The organism is Bacillus sp. LK2, from assembly GCF_001043575.1.
GTDB classification, from domain to species: domain Bacteria; phylum Bacillota; class Bacilli; order Bacillales; family Bacillaceae_G; genus Bacillus_A; species Bacillus_A paramycoides.
Window position 1 is genome coordinate 66,488 of record NZ_LDUK01000032.1, and the last position, 21,173, is coordinate 87,660.

A 21,173-nucleotide genomic window follows, 5' to 3' on the forward strand; every position below is an offset into this window, starting at 1 on the left:
AACTCAAATTATATCGGCGATTTTTAAAATATATCGATTTACCGACAACGGTAGCAAACTAATAATAAAACGAGGCTTTTCCAAATTTTTTTGGAAAAGCCTCGTTTGTTATAACTATTAATGAATATCATGTTTCTTGAAATTACCGCCTTTTACTTCTGCTACGTCATAAACTGTAATAAAGGCATTTGGATCAATTTCATGAATAAGTTCTTTCATTTTACTTTCTTCTAAACGGTTAATTACACAAGAAATTTCTTTAAATTTCTCTCTTGAATAACCACCATAAACTTCATTGTATGTTGCGCTTCGGCCTAAACGATCGCGAATCGTTTCTACCATTAGCTCAGGTTCTTTTGTAATGATTTTAAATGTTTTTGATCCACTTAAACCAACCTCAACAATATGAATTACTTTAGAAGCGATAAAGTAAGCAATTGCCGAAAGGATAGCTCCTTGAAGACCAAATACTGTTGAAACAAAAATAAAGACAAACATATTTAAGAATAAAATAAGGTCACTTGTTCCAAATGGTAATTTTCGAGAAAGTAATACGGCTAGCATATCGATTCCATCTAATGCCCCACCGTTACGTAATGCAAGTCCCATACCAAAACCGATAATAATACCACCAACAACAGTAATTAAAAGCGTGTCACCTTCAATAATTGTTGGTACGCCGTGCATGAGAACGGTACCTACTGCCAATGAAGCAATCCCGATAATAGAATAAATTGCAAAGCTTTTACCAATTTGCTTATATCCTAACCAAACGAAAGGAATGTTAATAATTGCGATTAGAAGTCCTAATGGTAATCCAAATAATCTTGAACTAACGATACTTAAACCAGTCACACCACCGTCTGATACGTTATTTGGAATTAAGACAGCTTCTAATCCGTACGCTGTGATAAGTGCCCCAATAATAATCATCAAAGCTTTTGAAGCAATTTTTAGCTTATTGGGCTTGTTTTTGACAATTTTCTTCATGTAATTTCCTCGTTTCAAACTAGTTTCTTATTTGTTACGTAATTCACACGTAAATTTTATTTTAACATTTAATTTGAAAAAATTCTCCTTTAATGGATGTATGCAGGGGATATTATCACCATATTATTAGTTTAAATACGCCTGTAGATGATTAGTGAGTGGTCATAATTTGATATAAACAAGTGGGGATGAACAGTATGGATATGTCCATTTTGGGCGTTGATTTTAAGGAGGGATTCTGTGAGATACTGTACGAAATGTGGAAATGAAACGAACGATGGTAATAAGTTTTGTGGACAGTGTGGAGAGAGTCTTAATTATGAAAGAGTTAAGGAAAGCCAAGTAGCCAGTCATCCAAATAGTGATATAGAGGTTTTTTCATTAGTTGGTTTTATAACGGGCTTGATATCTTGGTTTATTAACTTATGGGGGCTTATTGGCACTATAGCTATTGTATTTTCTATCTTAGGTTTAAATAAAAAAGTGACAGGTACAAGTAAAGTGTTTGCTATTGTTGGAATAGTTTCTGGAATCATTAACGTATTGTATGCTTTTATGCTAATTATTTAAAGGAAGAGAAAATTTAACTGAAAACCTTTAGTGACTGTTGGAATTTATAAGAATGGTCCCCATTTTATGAAAAGGGGATCATTTTTATAAATTTATGATAGCTATTACAAAAGTATAAAACTAACTATTGATAGGAATAAAGCAAATCCTAAAATAGTTCCACACACTTTCATATGTCGTTTACGCCCCATAACGACAATCGCAACATATTCACGAATCATTGCGTTAGGCCAGTAATAAAATGCTGTTTTTGAGCCGATTCCTTGGCTATTAAGACCGGCTTGTCTCGCATATATACCAGCGCGGAAAAGATGGAAATTGTTCGTTGTAAAGATGCTTTTATACTTACCTTCAGGTTTTAATAAATCCATAATTTCTTTAGAAAACAACATATTTTGATATGTGTTTACAGAGCGATTTTCTTGAACCGTATGTTCAAGAGGAATACCTTTTTCAACAGCGTACTTTTGCATCGCTTCTGCTTCTGGAAGATTTTCATCTGGACCTTGTCCACCAGAGAAAATGATTGTTGGTGGTGTAGTAATCGATGCCTGTTTCCAGTAAAAGTCGATTGCTTTATTAATACGGCTTGCTAGAAGAGGAGGTACTTTATCATTAATTAAGCCACTGCCAAGAACGATGATGAAATCTTGATTACGTCGTGGTCTATTAAATTGGTATAAAAAATATGCTGTTAAGAAATTGGATAAATGTATAAAGAAATATACGGTTATAAGAGAAATACCAGCAAAAATAGGTTGGAAATGCGGTGAAACTAAGCTCGCTGGATTTATGATAGGGAGTAGTATAAATAATAAAATCCCTACAGCTGCAATTAAAGTTAAAGAGTTTGTGAAGCGTCTTCCTTCTCGCTTCATTAAAATCCTTGCATTAAGAAATAACCCAAACATTAAAGCGACAATGCCAAAAGGTATCATTAGGATAAGTGCTATCATAGGAAGAATTACAATGAAATGCAAATTGTTATTGCCGTATTCAAAAGATGCAATAACACAAAATATAAGAAATGAGCAGAAAAAGGCATTAAATAAAAAGCCATTTATTATTTTTCGTGGATCTTTTAAATAAGAGAAAAGAAAAATAATAAACAATATAAGAGGAATGATTCCGAAATACATAAATGTTGTACACCTCAATTTTTATAATGTTTTTATAGCACCTTTAATACTACATGATTTTGAGGTTATTAATGATAAAAATAACGATTCGCAATTTTCTCAATAAATAATATAGATAAATATGATAAAATATATTCAAAGCGATATATTAAAAGTAAAATGGTTGAGAAGGCACTCTGTAGAGTGTCTTTTTTCTTTTGGGTATGTAATTATGCATATTGTGTTTATTTTCAGGGAAAGAGGATTAAAATATAAGTTGTGGATACATGCTATAAAGCAGAATTTTATATAAACATTTACCTCTACTCTTTTTGTATCTAACAATCTTGTAACAATTAATGATTCTGTTTTCTAGTGTGTGTTTACGAAAAGTGGGATGGGCTGTATATAAACAGGGGAAAGAGCGTCTTTTTGAAAGGCGCCTTTTTGTTATGTAGTGCAGATAGTTATCACCATTAAAATAGTGGAAAACATCTATACTAAACATTGGCAATCTTCCGTATAAAGATTATCAATTTACTATATATTCCATCAGTAGTAAGCTACATATGAAAGGCTTTCTTTTTCAAAATATTACCCCTAATAAATTTTTGAAAAAGTCAACTGTCTCCATACTAGCTATTCATGATTAGAGAAAAAGCACTCTTCTGGGTGCTTTTTCGCATATAAATAAGCTATTTTTATAGGCATTGTTCATACACTGAAAGTAACGAAATGAAAGTAGGTGACAAAATGCCAGCTGTTGTTGAAGGAGTTATTATTGAAAACTGTAACGGAACAGTTAATTTAGGTGATAAATATAATGTGCAGCCAATTGAAAAAACGAAAGCGTATAATGGATCGGGGTCATCAAATACTGGATTTAATGTGAGAACATTTAATGGTATTAGTACAGCGGATGTAAGTGATAGCGATGTGTATGACCAAGTAATTCAATCTACGTTATAATTTTTATATGTAAAATTGCATAAAGTGATGTGTTTGCCCTGTGATACAATTTAGCTGTGAGCTGTTAGTGATTCTTCTTTATCATAGTTGTTAGATTAGAAATGTAACATCTTATCGAAAATCATACGTATAAGAAAAAAGACACTTCGCCTGAAGTGTCTTTTTTCATTTTAGTGATACCCTTTAGCAGAGTCTTTATGAATTTTATTTTTAAATATGCTGTAGCTCCAAAGTTGATATCCAATAACGATTGGTACCATGACCATTGCAACGAAGAACATAATTTTTAAGTTTAATTGACTACCCGCTGCGTTGTATAACGTTGTACTATAAGCGTCGTTAATACGTGATGGTAACATTCTTGGGAACATACCTGCAAAGCCAGTTGTCATAAACATTGCGATTGTTAAGCAAACGAATGTGAATGCAAGGCCGATTTTATGTTTGTACACCATAATAAGTGCTAGTACACTCATTAACATTGCAAGTACTGGAAGAATGAATAGTACAGGATATTCCGTAAAGTTTTGGAATAAATTTGTGCGATTTGCAGTTGCTACATAGAAAATAGCTAAAATGATAGCAGCTGCCATTGAAAATGGTCTTGCGATTTTATAAGCACGATCGGATACTTCACCAGTTGTTTTAATCATAACCCAAAGGGCACCAGATACGACGAATATAGCGGTGAAGAAAAGACCACCTAAAATGCCGTAATGGTTTAGTAAGCTAAGTAAGTTTCCTTCATAACCATCTTTTCCGATTTGTAGTCCGTAATATAGGTTAGCGAATGTAACACCGAATAAGAAGGCGATTAGGAAACTACCAATTGCAAATGCCCATTTACAAGTTTTTTGCCATATTGGTGAATCGTCTTTATGCATAAACTCAAGTCCAGCAGCACGAGCAAATAGTGCAAGTAATACTAAAAATAGTGGTGTATACAGGTAACTAAACATATTTGCATATGTGATTGGGAAGGCAGCGAATGTTGCACCACCAGCTGTAATTAGCCATACTTCATTACCACCCCAGAATGGTCCAATTGCTTCTTGTAATTGATTTCGTTCTTGTCTATCTTTCGCAACGAACGGGAAAATCATCCCGTTACCGAGTGCGTAGCCGTCAAGAATAAAGTAAACTGTCCAAATCACACCCCATAAACCGAACCAGATGATTGCAAGCATATCATGAGACATGAGCCACACCTCCCTCAGTATTATGTTCTTCTAATGCATCTGGTCCTTTTTTCGCGAACTTCAGCATTAAGTATACGTCTGCAATTAAGAGTAAAGTGTAGAACAATATTAAACTAATTAATGAGAACCAAATTTGTGGAACTGATATAGGTGATACAGATTCTGCTGTACGCATCAATTTATATACTGTCCATGGTTGACGACCTACTTCAGCAACAATCCAACCAGCGTTAATTGCGATATATGGAAGTAAGACAGACCACATTGTAATTTTCAAATAACGTTTTGAGTTTTCTAGTTTTCCTTTTCGGTTTAAATAGAAACCGAACCAAGTTAATGCCATAAAGAACATGCCAAGTGCAACCATTAAGCGGAAGCTATAGTACACGAGGTTAACGTTTGGACGATCTTCTTTCGGAATATCTTTTAAACCAACAATTTCTCCATCAAATGAGTTTGTATAGAAGAAACTTCCGAGTTTTGGAATTGTAAGCAGTTCAAAGTTTTTTTCATTTTTTACATCAGGAATTTGAATGATTGAGAAGCCTTGTCCTTTTCCAGTTTCCCAAACAGCCTCCATCGCAGCTCCTTTTGCTGGTTGATACTTAGCTGCTGATACACCGGATTGATGTCCCATAAAAGGTGTAATAGTTGCAGCGAATAACCCTAGCATTAAACCAAACTTAAATGATTTTTTGAAGAATTCCACTTCATTTTTACGTAGTAAGTGATAGGCGCTAATTGCCATAACGAAGAAAGCACCGACAATATAACAACCAATTACAGTATGGAAGAACATATTCCATGCATATGGATTTGTAACAAGAGCCCAGAAGTCATTTAATTCAGCGCGGCCGTTACGTACTACGTAACCAACAGGATTTTGCATAAATCCGTTTGCCGTAATAATCCAAAGGGCAGAAATGTTTGTTCCAAGTGCAACCATCCACATACAGAAAGCACGGAACTTTGGTGAGATTTTGTCTTTACCGAATAACCATATTCCCATGAAAGTAGATTCTAAGAAGAAGGCAACGAGTGCTTCGATTGCGAGAGGTGATCCGAAAATATCTCCCATATATTTGGAATACTCAGACCAGTTTGTTCCAAATTGGAATTCCATCGTAATCCCAGTTATAATCCCCATTACGAAGTTAATTGTAAATAGTTTTCCCCAGAAATTTGCCATTTTGCGGTATGTTGGATTCAATGTGCGGGCGTATTGAGTCTCCATACATGCTACTAAAATAACAAGTCCGATTGTCAAAGGTACAAATAAAAAGTGATAAAAAATAGTAATTGCAAATTGAAAACGACTCAGTAACAGAACGTCGGACATAATAAATATTCACTCCTTTTTACATTATCTACAGTTAGTTTATAGTGAAAATAGGGGGGGAGTATGTGTGACTTGTTACAAAGCTGTGTGTATATTTTGAAAGAATTATGTCGGTTATCTGAAAATATATTGTTTTTATAATAAGACAATATCCTTTTTGAGTTTTTCATATTTTGGTACACTATTTATGTAGTGTAAATGAGAGAAAAGAGGTTTTTTTACTATGAAGTCATTAGAAGAGATTTTGCAGTACAATGAAAAATTCGTTGAAGAGAAGAAATATGAAGAGTTTGTAGCTGGGAAATTTCCAAATAAAAGAATGGTAATTATCTCTTGTATGGATACACGTCTTGTTGAACTATTACCGAAAGCAATGAATATGCGTAACGGTGATGTGAAAATTATTAAAGTAGCAGGCGCTGTTATTTCTCATCCATTCGGAAGTATTATGCGTAGTATTTTAGTTGCTGTATATGAGCTTGGTGCTGACGAAGTATGTGTTGTTGGTCATCACGATTGTGGTATGGCAAAAATTCAAGCAAGCAGCACAATCGAAAAAATGAAAGAACGCGGTGTAACAGAAGAAAAGTTAGATACGCTTCGTTATTCTGGAATCGATTTAGAAAAATTCTTGCGAGGATTCTCTAGTGTAGAAGAAAGTGTAGAACATAGTGTATCAGTACTTCGCAACCATCCGTTACTACCTGAAGAAGTACCTGTTCACGGTCTTGTTATTCACCCTGATACAGGAAAATTAGATTTAGTTGTGAATGGCTACGAAGCTTAAGAATTTACTTTGTCATCCTTTTTATCTGGGACAGGATCAAATCCTCCTGGATGGAAAGGGTGACATTTTAATATACGCTTACATGTAAGCCAAAATCCTTTGAGTGCACCATGTTTTTGAAACGCTTCTAATCCATAATGAGAACAAGTCGGATGAAAGCGACATGTTGGTGGCGTCATCGGAGAAATGAACTTCTGATAAAAGCGTATAATACCGATAAAAATCTGTTTCATAATGGTCTCCTTTTCAGCATAGTCTTAAAGTATTATAGCACGACCGTACATAATTCTTTACTAATGTCGATTTCCGTTATATCATATTGGATATAACGGAATTAAATTAAAAGCGGGAGAGATGTTGTATGCCATCAGTAGAAAGCTTTGAATTAGACCATACGATTGTAAAGGCGCCTTATGTAAGACATTGCGGAGTTCACAATGTAGGTAGTGACGGTATTGTAAATAAATTTGATATTCGTTTTTGCCAACCGAATAAACAAGCGATGAAACCAGGTGTTATTCATACGTTAGAGCATTTATTAGCATTTAATTTACGTAAACATATTGATCGTTATCCGCATTTTGATATTATCGACATTTCACCAATGGGTTGCCAAACAGGATACTATCTTGTTGTAAGCGGGACACCAACAGTTCGTGAAATCATTGATTTATTAGAACTAACATTAAAAGACGCGGTTCAAATTACAGAAATTCCAGCTGCAAATGAAACGCAGTGTGGCCAAGCGAAGCTTCACGACTTAGAAGGAGCGAAACGCTTAATGAATTTCTGGTTAAGCCAAGATAAAGATGAACTTGAGAAAGTATTTGGATAAAAGGAAAACTGCCTGTGAAAGGGCAGTTTTTTATTTTTCCTCTGTCGATAATCCCTATTTCCGTTAAACGAACGCACCTGTAGCCAAAATGAAAAATATAATTGGGCAAGAATATTGATGTGAGATTATTGGAAAGCGAAACGAAAATAGCATTTGACATAACACCTTTAGGTGTTATAATAAAAACAAAACCAAATGGTGTTATTTTTAGTTTCTTTAGGAGGTAAAAGGAATGGACAAGCAAGGACAAGAAATGTTTTTGAATTTTATTTTACAAAGAGTTCAAGAAGATAAGCAGGATGAAGCAAAAGCAATACTTACAGAAAACTTCAAGAAACAAGATGAAGGTGCGTTCTCAAAAGAGGATATTGAACAATTTATACCTAAAATGATTAGTCTACTAAAACCAGAAAAATTAGAGGAAGTAAAAGCTGTAGTAAAACAGTTTTCTGGAAACTACGGTAATTAATAAGAAGAAACAATCTAAACATAATGTTTTCTAATAAGCTGTACACTCCATATTCTTTTAAACCTTGAAGTCAAAAGGGAGGATGTGAAGCACGTTATATGCTTAAACAAGAACCATTAGTTACTATACAAAGTTGGCTGTACTATTAGAAGGATAAGCTATCTGCTCTAAGAACGTCTGTAGAGGAAGATAACAATTAGTTATAAGAGAACCGAATTTGTGTTGTTTAACACTTATTGGTTCTCTTATTTGTTTTGGTCGTATTCGTTCAACTGTCCTGTTCTTCTTTTCTTATGGAAGTATATCAGAAATCCCAACGAAGAAAGTGATTGTCGCAACGATAAAACAAGAGATAGCTTTCGATTTTTGCTTTTGTTGTATTTCATCAATTCCCCAAAGGATAAATATGATGCTTAAAAGGATAAATACGTAGGGGAAAAGAATAGAGATTTGTGTAAAGAGGCTAAATAGAGTAAATAGAGCAAGAATAAAAGCAATAGCAGATAATATGATTCGAATATTTGATAACATGGAAGCCTCCTTAGTAGAAAGAGATAGTTATCGAATGAAAATAATCATAATAGCAACGATTAAAGTGAATACGCCAGAAAAGAAGGAGAGTGTACTATTTACTTTCTGTTGTTTCTGTTTTTCTTCTGCGCTTATGATGAAAGCCATAAAAGATAAGGCGATAAGCATATAGGGCATCGTAACAAGCGGATTTGTAAGCATTCCGGATAGAGCGAGAGCGATGACGATAAAAGCGGATATAATGCGAAATATTTTTAGCATACTATTCTCCACCTTTTTCATTTTTTTTATGGTCATCAAATGTATTACCTGTTCGAAAAAGAAAAATTGGTGAAAGGTAATAGTCAGTAGGTGCTTGAAAGTACATGTTACCTTTAGCGAAAGTAGGTCGATATTAAAACGAAGAACATAAGACTAGAAACGAAAAAATACGGGATACTCATCGATTTCCGTCCGGATTTCAGTTCATTAATTCCCATAAGAATAAAGAAACAACTGAAAGTAAATTGCATGTATGGGAGAAGTGTGAAATTATCGGTAATAAGAGAATAAGTGCAAAGAGAGATTCCGAGAAGCATGAAAATCATGAGAAAAATCCGTAATCCAGTTAGCATTGTATCCCTCCTTTAAATAGACAAATTAACGAAGTATTTCTGAGACACCTAGATATAAAACTGCTACACCGACTAAAAAAGCGAGCGTACTCCCTACTTTTTTATGTTCCATCATTTCCTCTATACTTACAATGAAAGCCATACCGCCTAAAAAGATAAACATATAAGGCATAATTCCTCTATTGCCAGCAATAAAACTATAGATTGCTATAGATAAAGCGATAAGCGAAAAAGTAATTCGTACTCCTTTTAGCATGAAGTCACTCTCCTTCTATTTTATGTAGGTAATGACGAGTACAATCCAAGAGAAAGCCCCGGCAATAATACAAATAAATCCGGTTCCTGAATCCTTTTTCTTTATTTGTTCAATAGCGATGAGGAACATTAAAGCTCCTAATAGAAATTGTGAAAGTGGTAGAAAGTTATGTTGATCTGTCAGTAAACCAATGCTGGATATGATGATGACACTGAGTGCGATTAAAATGCGTAGTATACGAAGCATGTTATGACTTCTCCTTGTTGTTTTTTGTATAGGGGTTATCTTCTGGCTTATCAACGGAATGTTTATATGCATAGCCTTTATTAATCGTCATGACGGAGAGTACTAATACGATCAGTACGATTATAATGCCGATAATTAAAATTTTGAGCATGAAATCCCTCCTTTTCTTTATTTTACATAATTTTGTAATTGATGAAAACAATAGAAATTAAAAGGATGAAAGAAGGGTGTTACATGGAAAAGAAAAAAACATATTATATATCAATAGGAAATGGTCAAATTTCACAAGTGAAGACGGCGGATACGTATAATTTTGAGATTTATGCAAATGACGAGGAGATTACAGAATTGAGAGAGCATTTTGATCAAGCATATACAGAGGATTTAGGCTCATTCGTACGCTCTCACGTTCCATTCGTTGAGTATCATCACGATTCGAATAATGACCGATATGATGAACAACTACAAAAAGCATATAAAATGATTTATGATCTAGGGAATCATGAAACGAAAGAATTAGTCGCGCAAATGGGAATAATCAATGGATTGTAATTGGATAATATTATGCAGAAAAGCGAGAATATGCTACAATTTGTGGTAGGAAAAACTTGTAACCATCAATAGGGGAGTAATGGCATGTACAAATTTAAAGATTATTACCACAACACTGTACAATTATCGTTTGAACGTTATCCATTTTCTCCTGAGCCAAAGCATGTTTGGGTTGTATGCCGGTACGGGGATCAATGGTTATTAACGCATCATTTACGTCGCGGTCTTGAATTTCCAGGTGGTAAAGTTGAACTCGGGGAAACACCGGAAGAAGCGGCAGTTCGGGAAGTTCATGAAGAAACCGGCGGCATAGTTTCTGATTTAACTTACTTAGGACAATATAAAGTATCCGGAAAAGACAAAATAATCATTAAAAACATTTATTTTGCAACAATTAGTGCGGTAGAGCAGCATACGCATTACGAAGAAACGAAAGGGTCTGTTTTATTAAAAGACATTCCTGATAACATTAAAACTGATAGGAAATTTAGCTTTATTATGCGCGATGATGTATTAGCGCGTACGATGAAACATATAGAAGAAATCGGCTGTTTTACAAAGTAAAATGGCCGGTTTCTTTTTTGGCCCCAAAAAATGGTGTGAATATACCTTTGCATTCAGGAATCAAAGCCTCCGCTTATTATTGTCAGTTTCTGTCGGTAAATCGATATATTTTAAAAATCACTGATATATTTGGAGTTGTGGTCGATATATTCGGAAAATCGCTAATATAATTTCATTTACTATCATATCGTTTAAAAAGTTTACTGAATCTCCACCTCTAAAAACGAAATCACCTCTAACAAATCATCCACCACACGTGAATGTTCAAAATCACCCCAAAACAAATCCTTCTTCCAAACGCCCCAAATTCCTACGTTTTCAGCTCCAAGCACATCGTTTTCTGGATGATCTCCAACATAAAGACATTCTTCAGCTTTTACACTTAGCTTTTGCAAAGCTCGTTCGAAAATTTCTCGGTGTGGTTTCTTCATTTTTTCTGCTTCTGAAATGAGAATTGTATTTGTATACGTATGTATGTTTAAGGCACGAAGATTATTTGTTTGAAAGTCAGTAAAGCCGTTTGTAATAATACCAATTTTTATATTGTGCTGAGTTAGTTGCTGAAGTAATTCATGCATGTTTTGGAAAGGAATGCAGTGATGTTGAAAGTTTGTAGTGTAGTCATGCAGCAGTTGCTCTTGTGTTAAAGTGGTAATGTTGTATTCGGAAAGGAGAGTAGCATATACTTTATCTTTCCAAGTGTAGCCATTATTATCGAGTTCAAGAAAACGAGAACAATACTCGGCTTGTTCTATGTTTATAAAATGAAGAGAAAAGCGATTGTATTGGTCGTGAATAAATTGCTTTAAAGATTGACGACGATCTAATAGTGTCCCATCTAAGTCGAAAAGTACTGCACGAATCATAAGTAACCTCCTTAAAAAATAGGGATATTTTCATAAGTAATTATCGCATATTTGTTAGAAAATGATTATTATATTTTTGTAGAATGAAACGATGGAGGTTTATATGAAGGGACTGTATGGAAGGTTAGTTTGTTTTATTATTTCAATTGGCTTAGTGGCTGGATGTGATATGACGAAGCAAACTTCGAAAAGAGAGAAGAAAGATGTGTGCGAAACGACAGAAGAATGCACGCAAATAGGAGATAAAACACTTCAAAACGTATATAAAAAGATAGATGGACTTTCAGAACTTGAAGTACCAGAAGATTATGATGTAGAAGAACATGTAAGTAATGATAGGAAAGAAGCAGAGAAGAAAAAAGAGGAGGATGAAAATTATTTCTTTTTAGCTTCTTATTATATTGATGGTGATGAAATTATAGATCCTTATTTCGACAAACTAGATCGTGAACGATTGAATAAGGCTTTTGCGGAGGATAAGGAAGCGAAAGAAGAAGTATTAAAGCAACGTAAAGATAGGGATTATCATGAATCGTTATGGGAGATGTATAGCACTCTTATTCCAGCTAAGTATCGCACTGACATAAAAGAGTTTGACATGGTAACAGATGGTTACGACGGAATTGTCGCCCACGTTATGCCAAGTATGGAGTATCCGAAAGAGTGGACCATTAGTTTAGATACGCTTGATTCTGCAGTAAATATCGATCAAGTGATAAAAACGTTAATACATGAGACGGCTCATGTATTAACGCTGGGACATAAACAAATACCAGTAAACGAAAAGTACTTAAAAGCTTTTGAAGAAGATAAAGATATTTCATCATACCAAAATAAATGTAAATCTCTTTTCTTACAAGAAGGATGTGCGAAGGAGAGCTCTTATATAAATCAATTCCATAATTTGTTCTGGAAACAAATTGAGCTGGAGTGGACAGAAAAGAAAGTGGAAGAAAGTGAAGAAGCTCAAATGGAATTTTTTAAGGAAAAGCATGATGATTTTGTTTCACTGTATGGGACGACAAATGTAGCAGAAGATATTGCGGATACATTTACAGCGTTTATTTTACAAGATTCAAAAAAGGTGAAAGAAGGATCAGAGTTAAAGTATAAGAAAATCGCCTTCTTCTATCAATTCCCTGAGCTTGTAAAAATGAGAGCAGAAGTGTTATCGGGATTATATAATATTTCGAGGGATATAGAGCAGTCATAGTGTAGTTTTCACTATTTGTCGGTAAGTCGATATAATTGGATTTATGTTCGATATATTTTTAGTCTATCAAATGAAAACGCGAGGACGTTCCGTTCTTTGCGTTTTTTTATGTTGATAAAATTGAAAATTCAGTCTTTTTATAAAAAGAAGCAGGAACTGAAGCTTTAAAATAGAATTAGTATAAAAATGTCACAAATTAGACACAATTATAATGCGCATATTATAGGGGCTATAAGTTTACTCTAGAGGAGGTAATGAAGCGTATGAAAACGATTCTTGCTGTTGCTGGTCTCATTTGGGTAATGTCTCATGGTTTTCCGATTTTTGAAGGAGAGCAAATTCGTAGTGCATTGAATAAACAGTTTAATGATTATCATATTATTGATCGAAAAGATAATGTCGTTACGGTGCGTGTGAAAGATTGTTTCCATACAGTTACAGTTGCTAATGGCAATGTTACAAATGATTCAAAAATGTGCGATAAAAGATAAAAGAAAGAAGCTGACTCTGGCGTATGGCTTTGAGTTAGCTTCTTTTTCGTTTTCCAACAAGGATTTTTTCAAATGCTTCGACAAATACATACATAAGAGTTGCAAGGACGCAAGTGAGCAATACGCTGAGTAAGACGAGTGTGAAGTTAAAGACTTGGAATCCGTAGCTAATTAAATAGCCAAGTCCTTGTTTAGAAACGAGGAGCTCTCCGAAAATAACACCGACCCATGATAAGCCAACGTTCACTTTTAACGTTGAAATAATGGAAGGGAAGGATGAAGGGAGAATAACGTGCTTATAGCATTGCCATTTATTTGCACCAAATGTGTGCATTACTTTTATATAGTTGGAATCGACTTCTTGAAATGCGCTGTAAATAACGAGAATGGTAATGATGATGGAGATGATTACCCCCATTGCGATAGAAGATGAAATGTTTGGGCCGAAAATGACAATAATAATTGGGCCGAGTGCTACTTTTGGCATTGCATTTAGGACAACGAGATATGGATCAAGTACGCGAGCTAAAAGGGGCATCCACCAAAGGAAAGTGGCGATAATAGCTCCGAGTACTGTTCCGAGAATGAAGCCTACTCCTGTTTCGAGTAATGTCGTCCATATGTGAATCCAAAGTGAACCGTCAATCCATTTCGTTAAGAAGAGATCCCAAATACTCGAAGGAGAGCTAAAGAGTAAAGGATCAATCCACTCTTTCTTGCTAGCTATTTCCCATAGTGCAAAGAAAAGAACAAGAAGTAAAAGTTGTAAAGAGCGAGCTAACCATGCACGTTGTCTTTCTTTTTTTCGAAACTGTTCATGTAGTTGTTTTATATTATCCAAGTCGTTCCAACTCCTTCCATATTTCTTGGAAGAGGGCTGGGAAGTCATGGTGGTGGCGTGCTTCTAATGGCGATAAGGAACGGATACTTCCTGGGACGATGAATGTTTTTGCAATCTTTCCAGGGTTCGCTTGCAGCAAATAAATACGATCGCTCATCGCAATTGCTTCTTCAATATCATGTGTCACAAGTAGTGATGTTTTCTTATATTTACGTAGTAATGTGAAGACGAGTTCTTCTAGTTTTAATTTTGTTTGATAATCGAGAGCGGAAAATGGTTCATCTAGCAATAAAATTTTTGGATCGGTCGCTAATGTTCGAACGAGTGCAGCACGTTGGCGCATGCCGCCGGATAGTTCACGAGGATATTGCTGTTCTATATCATGTAAGCCGACTTGTTTTAAAAGCTTTAGTGTATGTTCTTTCGTATTTTCATCATAAATTTTCCGAATATGAAGTCCGAGCATAATATTTTCTTCAATTGTTTTCCACGGAAACAAGTAATCTTGCTGGAGCATATAGCCCATAGATGGGGTCATAGTTGTAATCAGCTCACCATCTAAAAATACGGTCCCTTCAATTGGGTCAAATAGCCCTGCAATAATAGAGAGGAGCGTTGTTTTTCCGCAACCACTTGGACCAAGGATAGAAATAAATTCCCCCTCTTCCACTTGCAAGCTCATATCTTCAAGAATAAGTTTGGCATTTTCTTTTGCAAAAAAGCAGTGAGAAACGTTACGTATTTGTAAAAAACTCATATATTTCGCCTCTATTTCTTAATGACGCTTTCAGCAATTTTTGTATTGACGAGCGTTTCATGTGGAACTTCTTTTTGTAATTCGCCAGCTTCTTTCATAATCGTTTGGAGCTGTTTCCATTCTTCAGCATCTAATAATGGATTTGTCGCATAAGAATGTTGTTTTTTGTAGCGCTCAATTACTTTTATTGAAATGTCTTTTGAAGTGTCTTTAAATAGTGGAGAAACAGCATCAGCAATCTCTTCAGGACTATGTGTATCAACCCATTGCTGCGCTTTATATAGCGCACGCGTGAATTTTTCTGCAGCAGCTTTATCTTTCTTTAAGAAACTTTCTTTTGCCATAAACGTTGTATAAGGAACAGTACCAGATTCAGCTCCGAAAGAAGCGACAATATAACCTTTTCCTTCTTTTTCAAATATACTTGCAGTCGGTTCAAAGAGCTGTACAAATTCTCCTGTACCAGATGCAAAGGCATTTGCAATATTAGCAAACTCGATATTTTGAATTAAGTTCGTATCTTTGTGAGGATCAATGCCATTTTTCTTTAAAACATATTCTCCAACCATTTGTGGCATGCCGCCTTTACGCTGTCCTAAAAACGTAACGCCCTTTACGTCATTCCAATTAAAAGTGTCTAATTTTTTACGTGAAACTAAAAATGTGCCATCTGTTTGTGTTAACTGTGCAAAATTAATGATAGGATCTTTTGCTCCTTGTTGATGAACATAAATGGACGTTTCTGAACCAACGAGAGCAATATCAATTCCGCCGGATAATAGGGTAGTCATCGTTTTATCCCCGCCAGCGGTTGTTTGTAAGTCAATATTTAAGCCTTCATCTTTAAAAAAACCTTTTTCAATTCCAACATATAATGGTGCGTAGAACAGAGAGTGGGTAACTTCGCCAACTCGAATTTTTTGAGCTTGTTCTTTCGTACTTTCTTTTGTGCTACTACAAGCAGCAAATGTGAAAACAGCTAGTAACATGATGCAAAAAACGGTTATTAATTTTTTCACTATATGGCACCTCCTAGAAGTTAATCTACAAGCATGATATGTAGGTTAGTGCCCATATGTGAGTATATAGCAGGAATTTTTTGGGTAGTACAGAAGTACAAATATAAGGGGTGATAAAATGGAGTACGAATACGATGATAGCATACATTTACATCTTGATTATTTCGGAACTGAATGTGATATGGAATCGATTGCTTATAAGAGGAAGCATGAAGACGTATGGGATGTGTATTTTAATTTTGGGGTATACGGTATTCAGAAAGATGATGTAGAGGCAGGAATGTTTATGGACGAATATGCCGGTTATTACGTTTTTTCTGTACATGCTCGTGATTTGAGCTGGGAATTTGGAAGTGCTCAGTTTGAGGAATGGGTTTTGAGGAACCATATAGTAGAGAAAACACTTCAAAAATAGGAGGAATTTCGTGGTTGAATTTCTCATCTTATTATTCATTTGCGTAGTTGGAATTTTCATCATGCAAGTGCTCATTTACCGATTTGCAAAGAAAAATATTCATAAATACAAAGAAGTGAAGTGGATTCATATGTGGCTAGATATGACTATGAAAAAGGGTCCGAGATTAGATTTTTTTGATTTTGTACTTATAGTAATCGTGAGTATCATATGGAAAATATGGATGCTTCCTCTTATATAGTAAACATGCTAATCATTTCAACATTTTCCCTTGCATAATAAATAACGAAAAGAACCTGTCATATGACAGGTTTTTTCTATAGTAATAGTTTTCCGAAACTCGTGCCGACAAGATCACAAATTTCGGTCGGTTCACATGTAGTTATCCAATTAGATAAAGATTATAGTAAAATTGTGAGCGGTGTTGTGAAAGATATTTTTACAAACATGGAAACACATACGTACGGAATTAAAGTTCGATTACAAGATGGGCAAATTGGTCGTGTTCAAAGTGTTGGATAATGAAAAAGAGATTTCCTTTCTTAGGAAATCTCTTTTTTTCGTTCGGTATGTACAAGAGGTAACAGATGACATTATACGGAGGATGTACATGAGAAGACGTTGTGTACATAATATGTTATGTTTATATAAGTAATATTTTATTACGGTGCGAGGTGAAATTAATAAACAGAAAAGAGGGGATGAATTGAGGTATCATTTTTCATTTCATCAGCCAAGAAGAAGTATATTAATTTCAGTGATGTTAAGTGGCCTAGCAACCCTATATGTAGTACCCACACTTTTCTTGGTTTTAAAATATTTTAGTTTAGATACGATGAAAGATATGTTAAATCAAAAAATTGTTTTAAGTATAATGACAATTTTGATGTGGAGTGTATTACTGTATGTTGCGTATTTGAATAAAGATATAGTTAATAAATTTAAACTGATTATTAGGATTTATATTAGAATGTTTTTAGTAGCCCATGCGGTTACTTTGCTTTTTATTTTTATGCAAAATAATATGGATTTCGTGAATACAGTGAATTGGATTTACTATTATAACGCACAGTTTATATTTAGTTTAATTGTAATTTATGCGATATATGTCTTGATATACAACGTGCTGGGAAAAATTTTTTTGAGTACGATTTTGACAAGCAGTTTGCTAATCATTTTGGCTATTGTAAATTACTTTAAAGTTGTTTTTAGGGGAGATCCTTTATATCCTTCTGATTTTACACAGATTGGACATATGCAATCTGTTATACCGATGGTGATGGATTATTTTAGTTGGGGTTATATTCTTCTCGTTATTGTAAGTGTTGTTGCCTGCATTTTGGTGGGTATGTATGTGAGGAAATATATTCAAAATGTAAAAGTTCATGCAGGCGTACGAGTTCTATTTATAATCGGATCCGTTTTTGTTTTATATGCGTATGGTAATTTTACGAATACGTTTATGAATAAATGGTTTCAAAAGTCGGGTATAGAGTTCGTTTTGTGGAATCAAAATGAAAATTATGCTTCAAATGGTTTTGTGTTAGGCTTTATAAGCAATTTAGATACGACAGTCATGGAAAAGCCGAAAGACTATTCAAAAGAAAATATGCTTCAAATAGCAAACGATGTAAAGAAACAATATAGTAGCAACATAGGGGCGCAGAAGCAAAAAGAGAAACCAAATATTATTTTTGTAATGAGTGAATCGTTTTGGGATCCAACGAAATTAACGAATCTTTCCTTTAGTGAAGATCCTTTACCGAATTTGCATCATTATATAGAAAGTTTTCCTGGTGGACAAACTATTTCGCCGGCATTTGGAGGAAATACTGCGAACGTTGAATTTGAGGCGTTAACGAGTTATTCAATGAGTTTGTTAAAGCCAGGGTCTATACCATATCAGCAAGTCGTTACAAATAAAGTGGAAATTCCATCCATTACCCGAACGTTGAAAAAAGAGGGGTATTACACAAGCGCTATTCATTCGTTCGGCCGCTCATTCTTTAAACGGGATGATGTATATAAAGTGTTAGGATTTGATAAGTTTAATGCACAAGATACGATGGAAAATGTAGAAGTTGATGGAGATTATATTAGCGATTTATCTATGAGTAAAGAGATAATAGCTGAATTAGAGAAGCAAAAGAAACCTACGTTTGTTCATGCAGTTACGATGCAAAATCATTTTCCATTTACAGAAGGAAGATTTGGCGAAAATCAAATAGAGATTAGTGGATTAGAAAATGAAGAATCGAAAGCTGAATTAGAGACTTATACAGAAGGATTAAGACGTTCAGATGAAGCTCTGCAATATTTAATAGAGCAACTAGATAATTTAGATAGACCTACATTATTAGTATTCTTTGGAGATCATCTCCCATCACTAGGAACAAATAAATCTCTTTATAAAGAGACTGGTTATATAACAAATGAAAAAACACCAAGTGAACGATTAGCGATGGCACAAACGCCGTTATTAATGTATGCAAATTTTGATATACCAAATGACAATTTAGGCCTAGTAAGTCCAATTTATTTTTCAAATCTTGTCCTTGATTATGCTGGATTAAATAAGGTACCGTTCTATCAATTTTTATCGAAGTTATATGAAGAAATTCCCGCACTTCGTGACGAATTGAAGATAGGAAAAGACGGAGAAGCAATAAAAAGTTTAACAGCGAAACAAAAAGAAATGTTAAAGCAATATGAGCTTATTCAATATGACTTACTTATTGGAAAGCAATATAGTAAGGATATATTATTTAAATAAGCGACAAAAAGAACTTGTATACGATACAAGTTCTTTTTTCATAGTATTTAACGGGGTAAACAGACAAGCTGGGTTTAGGGAGTATTACTTGTACATTTAGTATAAATTAAAATAGAATCGTTTAAGTGATTGATTTGTGAGAAATATGTGAATTTTTATCCGTTTTAATATTATATGAGTAGAAAGTTATAATAAAAGCCCCTCTGGATTTAGGAACTAGAATATGTATTAGGAGGAGTAATCTTTATAACGGACAATGAGGTTATAATCGGACGTGGATGAAATATATGTTTTACATATTTTATCCATTTCATATTTGGATTCTGTACATAATTTGACAATTTGTTTAACACGTAAAAAAACTCTTTTGCATTTCTAAGAGAGTTTTTATTTGGGTGTCCATGGATTGATTTTCCTCATTTGTTCAATTTATCTTTGTTTGTCTATGAAAATCATTTATTATAATAAATGGTATTCTTCGAGATATGATTTTGAAGGGGTGTTGAAGTGGGAGAGAGCTTTCTATCTGCTAAAGAAGAAAAGAAAAACGCTAAGATTTTCTTATGGGTACTGCATGTCATTGTGATTGTATATGAGGTTGCATATGCGATTATATTAGAAGATAAAATGCCTTTAGAAAATTGGCATAAAGGGATATTGAAGATTGCATACATCATGATTATATTAGGTATCGGTGTTTACTTATTTGAGAGAGGAAAAGCACATTTAGTTAAATATACATATTTATTTGCATACATGATTGCAGAGATTTTCAATATTGGATGGTATGCTTTTCATAATACAATAGCATTTGATGAAGGGAATGTAATCGAATTTATTTTCATTTTCTTCGTGCCAATATTTTTAAGTAAACGATATTTATTTATCTTAGCGCCATTTCTTATAGGAAAATATATGATATACCTATTTGTATTTGGAGAACTGAATCGGTTTATACCTCTTGTTATGAATATGTTGTTGCTTTTCGTGTCATATATTATTTTAAATCGATTTGTGCAATATTTTTCAGCAGTCAAGAAAAGTATTGCCGAGGCTAGTCAGGCACAAAAATTGGCGGTTATCGGAAAAATGGCAGCGACAGTCGGACATGAAATTAAAAATCCACTTGCTTCATTAAAAGGGTTTACGCAATTACAAAAAGAGAAGCACGAAAAAGATGCGACTTATGGACAAATGATTCTTGAAATAGAAAATATGAATAATATGATTAGTGAATTAATGGAGGCTGCTACATGTAAACCTTCTGTTTATGAAAAACATATTGTAAGTGATGTTCTAGTACAAGCAGTAGAAAATATGCGTGAAAAAATGGACGAGTTAAATATAAATTTCACCTTTAATGAAGAGCATAATAGAAGTGAGATTGAATGTGATAAACGAAAATTAAAAGGTGTATTTTTGTATGTTATTAAAAATGCTCTAGAGGCAATGGAACATGGTGGAACATTGCAAATACAAGTTGAAGATAAAAAAAGAGATTATGTAGTAATAAGTATAGTAGATAGTGGTTTCGGGATAAAAAAAGAGAATTTAGGAAGAGTTACAGAGGCTTTTTATACAACGAAGCAAGATAAAATTGGATTAGGCCTTACGGTAGCAGAGCGAATTATTACAGAGAACCTTGGAGAATTACATATTTCTAGTGAAGTAAAGAAAGGAACGAGAGTAGAAATACTGCTTCCGAAAAAACTTGAGCGCAATGTAACACAAGATTAAGAGGTGTTGTAAAAGGAGCTAT

At 34.2% G+C, this 21,173-nt stretch carries 27 protein-coding genes and 1 pseudogene; 14 read left to right on the forward strand and 14 right to left on the reverse strand.

Annotation, left to right across the window (positions count from 1 at the left end):
* Positions 1-117: 117 nt before the first annotated feature.
* A complete protein-coding gene (locus VK90_RS18840; RefSeq protein ID WP_048374406.1) occupies positions 118-990 on the reverse strand; it encodes a YitT family protein in 873 nt (290 codons plus the stop codon).
* A 240-nt stretch (positions 991-1,230) separates the two neighbouring features.
* On the opposite strand from VK90_RS18840, the gene VK90_RS18845 reads away from it, so the two are divergent.
* Entirely contained in the window at positions 1,231-1,560 is a 330-nt protein-coding gene (locus tag VK90_RS18845; RefSeq protein WP_048374407.1) for a zinc ribbon domain-containing protein, read from the forward strand.
* 104 nt (positions 1,561-1,664) lie between these two features.
* On the opposite strand, the gene VK90_RS18850 is transcribed toward VK90_RS18845, so the two are convergent.
* Positions 1,665-2,699, reverse strand: coding sequence for a YdcF family protein (locus tag VK90_RS18850; RefSeq protein ID WP_048374408.1), 1,035 nt, complete (start codon positions 2,697-2,699; stop codon positions 1,665-1,667).
* A gap of 714 nt (positions 2,700-3,413) precedes the next feature.
* Between VK90_RS18850 and VK90_RS18855 the strand changes: the two genes are divergently transcribed.
* Positions 3,414-3,647 (forward strand): spore germination protein, encoded by a 234-nt coding sequence (locus VK90_RS18855; protein WP_025148874.1) that lies wholly within the window; start codon positions 3,414-3,416, stop codon positions 3,645-3,647.
* A 170-nt stretch (positions 3,648-3,817) separates the two neighbouring features.
* On the opposite strand, the gene cydB is transcribed toward VK90_RS18855, so the two are convergent.
* A complete protein-coding gene (cydB, locus tag VK90_RS18860) occupies positions 3,818-4,846 on the reverse strand; it encodes a cytochrome d ubiquinol oxidase subunit II (protein ID WP_025148875.1) in 1,029 nt (342 codons plus the stop codon).
* Complete coding sequence (cydA, locus tag VK90_RS18865; RefSeq protein WP_048374409.1) at positions 4,836-6,185, reverse strand: cytochrome ubiquinol oxidase subunit I; 1,350 nt, start codon at positions 6,183-6,185, stop codon at positions 4,836-4,838. Before cydA ends, cydB begins: the two co-directional genes overlap by 11 nt.
* 223 nt (positions 6,186-6,408) lie before the next feature.
* Between cydA and VK90_RS18870 the strand changes: the two genes are divergently transcribed.
* Positions 6,409-6,972 carry a beta-class carbonic anhydrase gene (locus VK90_RS18870; protein WP_025148877.1) on the forward strand — a complete coding sequence of 188 codons (564 nt, stop codon included), beginning with the start codon at positions 6,409-6,411 and terminating at the stop codon, positions 6,970-6,972.
* Here the strand turns inward: VK90_RS18870 and yidD are convergent.
* Entirely contained in the window at positions 6,969-7,205 is a 237-nt protein-coding gene (yidD, locus tag VK90_RS18875) for a membrane protein insertion efficiency factor YidD (protein WP_000809328.1), read from the reverse strand. The genes VK90_RS18870 and yidD overlap by 4 nt on opposite strands.
* A 128-nt stretch (positions 7,206-7,333) precedes the next feature.
* On the opposite strand from yidD, the gene luxS reads away from it, so the two are divergent.
* Together luxS and VK90_RS18885 are read left to right on the forward strand one after the other, a co-directional pair.
* Positions 7,334-7,807 (forward strand): S-ribosylhomocysteine lyase LuxS, encoded by a 474-nt coding sequence (gene luxS, locus VK90_RS18880; RefSeq protein ID WP_048374410.1) that lies wholly within the window; start codon positions 7,334-7,336, stop codon positions 7,805-7,807.
* A 232-nt stretch (positions 7,808-8,039) separates the two neighbouring features.
* Positions 8,040-8,276 carry a hypothetical protein gene (locus VK90_RS18885; protein ID WP_048374411.1) on the forward strand — a complete coding sequence of 79 codons (237 nt, stop codon included), beginning with the start codon at positions 8,040-8,042 and terminating at the stop codon, positions 8,274-8,276.
* A 291-nt stretch (positions 8,277-8,567) separates the two neighbouring features.
* Here VK90_RS18885 and VK90_RS18890 read toward each other — a convergent pair whose 3' ends face one another.
* The 5 genes from VK90_RS18890 to ytzI all read right to left on the reverse strand — a co-directional run bounded on the left by VK90_RS18890 (position 8,568) and on the right by ytzI (position 10,074).
* Positions 8,568-8,807: a DUF3953 domain-containing protein gene (locus VK90_RS18890; protein WP_048374412.1), complete on the reverse strand. Its 240-nt coding sequence runs from the start codon at positions 8,805-8,807 to the stop codon at positions 8,568-8,570.
* A 27-nt stretch (positions 8,808-8,834) separates the two neighbouring features.
* Positions 8,835-9,068 carry a DUF3953 domain-containing protein gene (locus VK90_RS18895; protein WP_048374413.1) on the reverse strand — a complete coding sequence of 78 codons (234 nt, stop codon included), beginning with the start codon at positions 9,066-9,068 and terminating at the stop codon, positions 8,835-8,837.
* Positions 9,069-9,446: 378 nt separating this feature from the next.
* Positions 9,447-9,677: a YczI family protein gene (locus VK90_RS18900; protein ID WP_048374414.1), complete on the reverse strand. Its 231-nt coding sequence runs from the start codon at positions 9,675-9,677 to the stop codon at positions 9,447-9,449.
* 15 nt (positions 9,678-9,692) lie between these two features.
* Positions 9,693-9,923 carry a DUF3953 domain-containing protein gene (locus VK90_RS18905; protein WP_048374415.1) on the reverse strand — a complete coding sequence of 77 codons (231 nt, stop codon included), beginning with the start codon at positions 9,921-9,923 and terminating at the stop codon, positions 9,693-9,695.
* 1 nt (position 9,924) lies between these two features.
* Positions 9,925-10,074 (reverse strand): YtzI protein, encoded by a 150-nt coding sequence (gene ytzI / locus VK90_RS18910; RefSeq protein ID WP_048374416.1) that lies wholly within the window; start codon positions 10,072-10,074, stop codon positions 9,925-9,927.
* Between the two features lie 83 nt (positions 10,075-10,157).
* Here ytzI and VK90_RS18915 point away from each other — a divergent pair, with 83 nt between their 5' ends.
* Positions 10,158-10,475, forward strand: a complete 318-nt coding sequence (locus VK90_RS18915; protein ID WP_048374417.1) for a hypothetical protein — start codon at positions 10,158-10,160, stop codon at positions 10,473-10,475.
* An 84-nt stretch (positions 10,476-10,559) separates the two neighbouring features.
* On the forward strand, positions 10,560-11,039 hold the full coding sequence (gene mutTA / locus VK90_RS18920) for an antimutator 8-oxo-(dGTP/GTP)ase (RefSeq protein WP_002015736.1): 480 nt from the start codon (positions 10,560-10,562) through the stop codon (positions 11,037-11,039).
* A 200-nt stretch (positions 11,040-11,239) separates the two neighbouring features.
* Here the strand turns inward: mutTA and VK90_RS18925 are convergent, their stop codons facing one another.
* The gene (locus tag VK90_RS18925) at positions 11,240-11,905 is read right to left on the reverse strand and encodes an HAD family hydrolase (RefSeq protein ID WP_048374418.1); all 666 of its coding nucleotides are present in this window, start codon (positions 11,903-11,905) and stop codon (positions 11,240-11,242) included.
* Between the two features lie 103 nt (positions 11,906-12,008).
* On the opposite strand from VK90_RS18925, the gene VK90_RS18930 reads away from it, so the two are divergent.
* Both VK90_RS18930 and VK90_RS18935 read left to right on the forward strand, forming a co-directional pair.
* The gene (locus tag VK90_RS18930; protein WP_048374419.1) at positions 12,009-13,118 is read left to right on the forward strand and encodes a hypothetical protein; all 1,110 of its coding nucleotides are present in this window, start codon (positions 12,009-12,011) and stop codon (positions 13,116-13,118) included.
* Positions 13,119-13,381: 263 nt separating this feature from the next.
* Positions 13,382-13,609, forward strand: coding sequence for a hypothetical protein (locus VK90_RS18935; protein WP_002173899.1), 228 nt, complete (start codon positions 13,382-13,384; stop codon positions 13,607-13,609).
* Positions 13,610-13,643: 34 nt separating this feature from the next.
* Here VK90_RS18935 and VK90_RS18940 read toward each other — a convergent pair whose 3' ends face one another.
* Genes VK90_RS18940 through VK90_RS18950 form a run of 3 tightly spaced genes read right to left on the reverse strand, consistent with a single transcriptional unit; the run spans position 13,644 to position 16,226 of the window.
* On the reverse strand, positions 13,644-14,450 hold the full coding sequence (locus tag VK90_RS18940; protein ID WP_048374420.1) for an ABC transporter permease: 807 nt from the start codon (positions 14,448-14,450) through the stop codon (positions 13,644-13,646).
* Entirely contained in the window at positions 14,443-15,207 is a 765-nt protein-coding gene (locus VK90_RS18945; RefSeq protein WP_048374421.1) for an ABC transporter ATP-binding protein, read from the reverse strand. Before VK90_RS18945 ends, VK90_RS18940 begins: the two co-directional genes overlap by 8 nt.
* Positions 15,208-15,218: 11 nt before the next feature.
* Positions 15,219-16,226: an ABC transporter substrate-binding protein gene (locus VK90_RS18950; RefSeq protein ID WP_002173896.1), complete on the reverse strand. Its 1,008-nt coding sequence runs from the start codon at positions 16,224-16,226 to the stop codon at positions 15,219-15,221.
* Positions 16,227-16,344: 118 nt separating this feature from the next.
* Here VK90_RS18950 and VK90_RS18955 point away from each other — a divergent pair, with 118 nt between their 5' ends.
* The 5 genes and pseudogenes from VK90_RS18955 (at position 16,345) to VK90_RS18975 (ending at position 21,151) form a co-directional block, all read left to right on the forward strand.
* Positions 16,345-16,641: a DUF3986 family protein gene (locus VK90_RS18955; protein WP_002173895.1), complete on the forward strand. Its 297-nt coding sequence runs from the start codon at positions 16,345-16,347 to the stop codon at positions 16,639-16,641.
* A 10-nt stretch (positions 16,642-16,651) separates the two neighbouring features.
* Entirely contained in the window at positions 16,652-16,882 is a 231-nt protein-coding gene (locus VK90_RS18960; RefSeq protein ID WP_025148889.1) for a hypothetical protein, read from the forward strand.
* 104 nt (positions 16,883-16,986) lie between these two features.
* Positions 16,987-17,163: pseudogene (locus tag VK90_RS18965) on the forward strand (YwbE family protein); the annotation flags it as partial.
* Positions 17,164-17,347: 184 nt separating this feature from the next.
* A complete protein-coding gene (locus tag VK90_RS18970; protein ID WP_048374423.1) occupies positions 17,348-19,414 on the forward strand; it encodes an LTA synthase family protein in 2,067 nt (688 codons plus the stop codon).
* Positions 19,415-19,921: 507 nt separating this feature from the next.
* Positions 19,922-21,151, forward strand: a complete 1,230-nt coding sequence (locus VK90_RS18975; protein WP_048374424.1) for an ATP-binding protein — start codon at positions 19,922-19,924, stop codon at positions 21,149-21,151.
* The last annotated feature ends 22 nt before the right edge of the window (positions 21,152-21,173 follow it).

Coding starts and splice junctions, on each gene's coding strand:
- VK90_RS18840 (WP_048374406.1), bottom strand. CDS start 990: ATGAAGAAAATTGTCAAAAACAAGCCCAATAAGCTAAAAATTGCTTCA.
- VK90_RS18850 (WP_048374408.1), bottom strand. CDS start 2,699: ATGTATTTCGGAATCATTCCTCTTATATTGTTTATTATTTTTCTTTTC.
- VK90_RS18855 (WP_025148874.1), top strand. CDS start 3,414: ATGAAAGTAGGTGACAAAATGCCAGCTGTTGTTGAAGGAGTTATTATT.
- cydB (WP_025148875.1), bottom strand. CDS start 4,846: ATGTCTCATGATATGCTTGCAATCATCTGGTTCGGTTTATGGGGTGTG.
- cydA (WP_048374409.1), bottom strand. CDS start 6,185: ATGTCCGACGTTCTGTTACTGAGTCGTTTTCAATTTGCAATTACTATT.
- VK90_RS18870 (WP_025148877.1), top strand. CDS start 6,409: ATGAAGTCATTAGAAGAGATTTTGCAGTACAATGAAAAATTCGTTGAA.
- yidD (WP_000809328.1), bottom strand. CDS start 7,205: ATGAAACAGATTTTTATCGGTATTATACGCTTTTATCAGAAGTTCATT.
- luxS (WP_048374410.1), top strand. CDS start 7,334: ATGCCATCAGTAGAAAGCTTTGAATTAGACCATACGATTGTAAAGGCG.
- VK90_RS18885 (WP_048374411.1), top strand. CDS start 8,040: ATGGACAAGCAAGGACAAGAAATGTTTTTGAATTTTATTTTACAAAGA.
- VK90_RS18890 (WP_048374412.1), bottom strand. CDS start 8,807: ATGTTATCAAATATTCGAATCATATTATCTGCTATTGCTTTTATTCTT.
- VK90_RS18895 (WP_048374413.1), bottom strand. CDS start 9,068: ATGCTAAAAATATTTCGCATTATATCCGCTTTTATCGTCATCGCTCTC.
- VK90_RS18900 (WP_048374414.1), bottom strand. CDS start 9,677: ATGCTAAAAGGAGTACGAATTACTTTTTCGCTTATCGCTTTATCTATA.
- VK90_RS18905 (WP_048374415.1), bottom strand. CDS start 9,923: ATGCTTCGTATACTACGCATTTTAATCGCACTCAGTGTCATCATCATA.
- ytzI (WP_048374416.1), bottom strand. CDS start 10,074: ATGCTCAAAATTTTAATTATCGGCATTATAATCGTACTGATCGTATTA.
- VK90_RS18915 (WP_048374417.1), top strand. CDS start 10,158: ATGGAAAAGAAAAAAACATATTATATATCAATAGGAAATGGTCAAATT.
- mutTA (WP_002015736.1), top strand. CDS start 10,560: ATGTACAAATTTAAAGATTATTACCACAACACTGTACAATTATCGTTT.
- VK90_RS18925 (WP_048374418.1), bottom strand. CDS start 11,905: ATGATTCGTGCAGTACTTTTCGACTTAGATGGGACACTATTAGATCGT.
- VK90_RS18930 (WP_048374419.1), top strand. CDS start 12,009: ATGAAGGGACTGTATGGAAGGTTAGTTTGTTTTATTATTTCAATTGGC.
- VK90_RS18935 (WP_002173899.1), top strand. CDS start 13,382: ATGAAAACGATTCTTGCTGTTGCTGGTCTCATTTGGGTAATGTCTCAT.
- VK90_RS18945 (WP_048374421.1), bottom strand. CDS start 15,207: ATGAGTTTTTTACAAATACGTAACGTTTCTCACTGCTTTTTTGCAAAA.
- VK90_RS18955 (WP_002173895.1), top strand. CDS start 16,345: ATGGAGTACGAATACGATGATAGCATACATTTACATCTTGATTATTTC.